This is a genomic window from Pseudomonas sp. SZ40, assembly GCF_052958135.1.
Genome location: NZ_JBQWIF010000074.1, coordinates 1 through 5,518, shown reverse-complemented (window position 1 = coordinate 5,518; position 5,518 = coordinate 1). Strand labels below are relative to the sequence as shown.

Below are 5,518 nucleotides of genomic sequence, written 5' to 3'. Positions count from 1 at the left end.
CTGATCTGAAAACTCCTTATTAAACAAGAAGTTAGACGAAAATAAAGGTTGCACGGACGGCGAATTCGAGTAGAATGCGCCGGCATCGACAGGGTGGTTTGAGTGGTTCTGTTGATGGTTCGATCAGGTTTGATCGAAGGCGGTAAAGAGGGTGTTGACAGCGGTTTGTAACGCTGTAGAATGCGCCTCCCGCTGGAGAGAAGATGATCTGGTGGGGCGCTGCAAGGTGTTGAGAAGAAAGAAAAAGTTCTTCAAAAACAGCTTGACAGGAAATGAGGCTGCTGTAAGATGCGCGCCTCGGTTGAGACGAAAGACTTAACCAAACGTTCTTTAACAACTGAATCAAGCAATTCGTGTGGGTGCTTGTGGGTTAAGACTGAGTGATCGCAAGATTATCAGCATCACAAGTAAACACTCGTTAATTCGAGAGTTAACTCTCTAGCGATAGAGAGGTTTGCGATTGCTGAGCCAAGTTTAGGGTTTTCTCAAAACCCAATGCAGTATTGAACTGAAGAGTTTGATCATGGCTCAGATTGAACGCTGGCGGCAGGCCTAACACATGCAAGTCGAGCGGTTGACGGGAGCTTGCTCCCTGATTCAGCGGCGGACGGGTGAGTAATGCCTAGGAATCTGCCTATTAGTGGGGGACAACGTTTCGAAAGGAACGCTAATACCGCATACGTCCTACGGGAGAAAGCAGGGGACCTTCGGGCCTTGCGCTAATAGATGAGCCTAGGTCGGATTAGCTAGTTGGTGGGGTAAAGGCTCACCAAGGCGACGATCCGTAACTGGTCTGAGAGGATGATCAGTCACACTGGAACTGAGACACGGTCCAGACTCCTACGGGAGGCAGCAGTGGGGAATATTGGACAATGGGCGAAAGCCTGATCCAGCCATGCCGCGTGTGTGAAGAAGGTCTTCGGATTGTAAAGCACTTTAAGTTGGGAGGAAGGGCAGTAAATTAATACTTTGCTGTTTTGACGTTACCGACAGAATAAGCACCGGCTAACTCTGTGCCAGCAGCCGCGGTAATACAGAGGGTGCAAGCGTTAATCGGAATTACTGGGCGTAAAGCGCGCGTAGGTGGTTTGTTAAGTTGGATGTGAAAGCCCCGGGCTCAACCTGGGAACTGCATCCAAAACTGGCAAGCTAGAGTACGGTAGAGGGTGGTGGAATTTCCTGTGTAGCGGTGAAATGCGTAGATATAGGAAGGAACACCAGTGGCGAAGGCGACCACCTGGACTGATACTGACACTGAGGTGCGAAAGCGTGGGGAGCAAACAGGATTAGATACCCTGGTAGTCCACGCCGTAAACGATGTCAACTAGCCGTTGGAATCCTTGAGATTTTAGTGGCGCAGCTAACGCATTAAGTTGACCGCCTGGGGAGTACGGCCGCAAGGTTAAAACTCAAATGAATTGACGGGGGCCCGCACAAGCGGTGGAGCATGTGGTTTAATTCGAAGCAACGCGAAGAACCTTACCTGGCCTTGACATGCTGAGAACTTTCCAGAGATGGATTGGTGCCTTCGGGAACTCAGACACAGGTGCTGCATGGCTGTCGTCAGCTCGTGTCGTGAGATGTTGGGTTAAGTCCCGTAACGAGCGCAACCCTTGTCCTTAGTTACCAGCACGTTATGGTGGGAACTCTAAGGAGACTGCCGGTGACAAACCGGAGGAAGGTGGGGATGACGTCAAGTCATCATGGCCCTTACGGCCAGGGCTACACACGTGCTACAATGGTCGGTACAAAGGGTTGCCAAGCCGCGAGGTGGAGCTAATCCCATAAAACCGATCGTAGTCCGGATCGCAGTCTGCAACTCGACTGCGTGAAGTCGGAATCGCTAGTAATCGTGAATCAGAATGTCACGGTGAATACGTTCCCGGGCCTTGTACACACCGCCCGTCACACCATGGGAGTGGGTTGCACCAGAAGTAGCTAGTCTAACCTTCGGGAGGACGGTTACCACGGTGTGATTCATGACTGGGGTGAAGTCGTAACAAGGTAGCCGTAGGGGAACCTGCGGCTGGATCACCTCCTTAATCGAAGATCCCAGCTTCTCATAAGTACCCACACGAATTGCTTGATTCATTGCGAAAGACGATTGGGTCTGTAGCTCAGTTGGTTAGAGCGCACCCCTGATAAGGGTGAGGTCGGCAGTTCGAATCTGCCCAGACCCACCAATTGTTGAGGGTGCAGGCCTTGGAAGTATTTGGGGCCATAGCTCAGCTGGGAGAGCGCCTGCCTTGCACGCAGGAGGTCAGCGGTTCGATCCCGCTTGGCTCCACCACTTACAGCCGTTGTTGATGTGAATTAGAGTTCAGAAATGAGCATTCCTGTTTAGGCAGAAGAGTGTTGATTTCTGGTCTTTGACCAGTCAGAAAAATCGTTCTTTAAAAATTTGGGTATGTGATAGAAGTGACTGATTGATTACTTTCACTGGTAATTGATCTGGTCAAGGTAAAATTTGCGTTGTTCTCAAGTGCAAATTTTCGGCGAATGTCGTCTTCACGTTATAGACAGTAACCAGATTGCTTGGGGTTATATGGTCAAGTGAAGAAGCGCATACGGTGGATGCCTTGGCAGTCAGAGGCGATGAAAGACGTTGTAGCCTGCGATAAGCTTTGGGGAGTCGGCAAACAGACTGTGATCCAGAGATCTCTGAATGGGGGAACCCACCCAGCATAAGCTGGGTATCATGCACTGAATACATAGGTGCATGAGGCGAACCAGGGGAACTGAAACATCTAAGTACCCTGAGGAAAAGAAATCAACCGAGATTCCCTTAGTAGTGGCGAGCGAACGGGGACTAGCCCTTAAGTTGATTTGAGATTAGTGGAAGGCTCTGGAAAGTGCCGCCGTAGTGGGTGATAGCCCCGTACACGAAAATCTCTTTTCAATGAAATCGAGTAGGACGGAGCACGAGAAACTTTGTCTGAATATGGGGGGACCATCCTCCAAGGCTAAATACTACTGACTGACCGATAGTGAACTAGTACCGTGAGGGAAAGGCGAAAAGAACCCCGGAGAGGGGAGTGAAATAGATCCTGAAACCGTATGCGTACAAGCAGTGGGAGCAGACTTGTTCTGTGACTGCGTACCTTTTGTATAATGGGTCAGCGACTTATATTCAGTGGCGAGCTTAACCGAATAGGGGAGGCGTAGCGAAAGCGAGTCTTAATAGGGCGTTTAGTCGCTGGGTATAGACCCGAAACCGGGCGATCTATCCATGGGCAGGTTGAAGGTTGGGTAACACTAACTGGAGGACCGAACCGACTACCGTTGAAAAGTTAGCGGATGACCTGTGGATCGGAGTGAAAGGCTAATCAAGCTCGGAGATAGCTGGTTCTCCTCGAAAGCTATTTAGGTAGCGCCTCGTGTATCACTGCTGGGGGTAGAGCACTGTTTCGGCTAGGGGGTCATCCCGACTTACCAAACCGATGCAAACTCCGAATACCAGCAAGTGTCAGCACGGGAGACACACGGCGGGTGCTAACGTCCGTCGTGAAAAGGGAAACAACCCAGACCGTCAGCTAAGGTCCCAAAGTTATGGTTAAGTGGGAAACGATGTGGGAAGGCTTAGACAGCTAGGAGGTTGGCTTAGAAGCAGCCACCCTTTAAAGAAAGCGTAATAGCTCACTAGTCGAGTCGGCCTGCGCGGAAGATGTAACGGGGCTCAAACCATACACCGAAGCTACGGGTTCATCTTAGGATGAGCGGTAGAGGAGCGTTCTGTAAGCCTGTGAAGGTGAGTTGAGAAGCTTGCTGGAGGTATCAGAAGTGCGAATGCTGACATGAGTAACGACAATGGGAGTGAAAAACTCCCACGCCGAAAGACCAAGGTTTCCTGCGCAACGTTAATCGACGCAGGGTGAGTCGGCCCCTAAGGCGAGGCAGAAATGCGTAGTCGATGGGAAACGGGTTAATATTCCCGTACTTCTAATTACTGCGATGGAGGGACGGAGAAGGCTAGGCCAGCACGGCGTTGGTTGTCCGTGTTTAAGGTGGTAGGCTGAATGCTTAGGTAAATCCGGGCGTTCAAGGCCGAGAGCTGATGACGAGTTGTCCTTTAGGACGATGAAGTGGTTGATGCCATGCTTCCAGGAAAAGCTTCTAAGCTTCAGGTAATTAGGAACCGTACCCCAAACCGACACAGGTGGTTAGGTAGAGAATACCAAGGCGCTTGAGAGAACTCGGGTGAAGGAACTAGGCAAAATGGCACCGTAACTTCGGGAGAAGGTGCGCCGGTGAGTGTGAAGGGTTTACCCCGTAAGCACATGCCGGTCGAAGATACCAGGCCGCTGCGACTGTTTATTAAAAACACAGCACTCTGCAAACACGAAAGTGGACGTATAGGGTGTGACGCCTGCCCGGTGCCGGAAGGTTAATTGATGGGGTTAGCTAACGCGAAGCTCTTGATCGAAGCCCCGGTAAACGGCGGCCGTAACTATAACGGTCCTAAGGTAGCGAAATTCCTTGTCGGGTAAGTTCCGACCTGCACGAATGGCGTAACGATGGCGGCGCTGTCTCCACCCGAGACTCAGTGAAATTGAAATCGCTGTGAAGATGCAGTGTATCCGCGGCTAGACGGAAAGACCCCGTGAACCTTTACTATAGCTTTGCACTGGACTTTGAGCTTGCTTGTGTAGGATAGGTGGGAGGCTTTGAAGTGGGGACGCCAGTTCTCATGGAGCCAACCTTGAAATACCACCCTGGCAACCTTGAGGTTCTAACTCTGGTCCGTTATCCGGATCGAGGACAGTGTATGGTGGGTAGTTTGACTGGGGCGGTCTCCTCCTAAAGAGTAACGGAGGAGTACGAAGGTGCGCTCAGACCGGTCGGAAATCGGTCGTAGAGTATAAAGGCAAAAGCGCGCTTGACTGCGAGACAGACACGTCGAGCAGGTACGAAAGTAGGTCTTAGTGATCCGGTGGTTCTGTATGGAAGGGCCATCGCTCAACGGATAAAAGGTACTCCGGGGATAACAGGCTGATACCGCCCAAGAGTTCATATCGACGGCGGTGTTTGGCACCTCGATGTCGGCTCATCACATCCTGGGGCTGAAGCCGGTCCCAAGGGTATGGCTGTTCGCCATTTAAAGTGGTACGCGAGCTGGGTTTAGAACGTCGTGAGACAGTTCGGTCCCTATCTGCCGTGGACGTTTGAGATTTGAGAGGGGCTGCTCCTAGTACGAGAGGACCGGAGTGGACGAACCTCTGGTGTTCCGGTTGTCACGCCAGTGGCATTGCCGGGTAGCTATGTTCGGGAAAGATAACCGCTGAAAGCATCTAAGCGGGAAACTTGCCTCAAGATGAGATCTCACTGGAACCTTGAGTTCCCTAAAGGGCCGTCGAAGACTACGACGTTGATAGGCTGGGTGTGTAAGCGTTGTGAGGCGTTGAGCTAACCAGTACTAATTGCCCGTGAGGCTTGACCATATAACACCCAAACAATTTGGCTGTTAGACGGTAGAAGTCGACAGTAATGCCGAAAATTTGCAAGAACACGCAATACCAAC

2 tRNA genes and 2 rRNA genes are annotated in these 5,518 nt (G+C 51.2%); all 4 read left to right on the top strand.

What is annotated here, in order from left to right:
• Window positions 1-505: 505 nt before the first annotated feature.
• The 4 genes from ACT9T4_RS26480 (at window position 506) to ACT9T4_RS26465 (ending at window position 5,438) form a co-directional block, all read left to right on the top strand.
• Window positions 506-2,042, top strand: a 16S ribosomal RNA gene (locus ACT9T4_RS26480).
• A 64-nt stretch (window positions 2,043-2,106) separates the two neighbouring features.
• Window positions 2,107-2,183 (top strand) — tRNA-Ile (locus ACT9T4_RS26475).
• A 31-nt stretch (window positions 2,184-2,214) separates the two neighbouring features.
• A tRNA-Ala gene (locus ACT9T4_RS26470) sits at window positions 2,215-2,290 on the top strand.
• A 257-nt stretch (window positions 2,291-2,547) separates the two neighbouring features.
• Window positions 2,548-5,438: ribosomal RNA gene (locus tag ACT9T4_RS26465) — 23S ribosomal RNA — on the top strand.
• Together the 16S and 23S rRNA genes with 2 tRNA genes alongside form the textbook arrangement of a ribosomal RNA operon.
• Window positions 5,439-5,518: the final 80 nt, after the last annotated feature.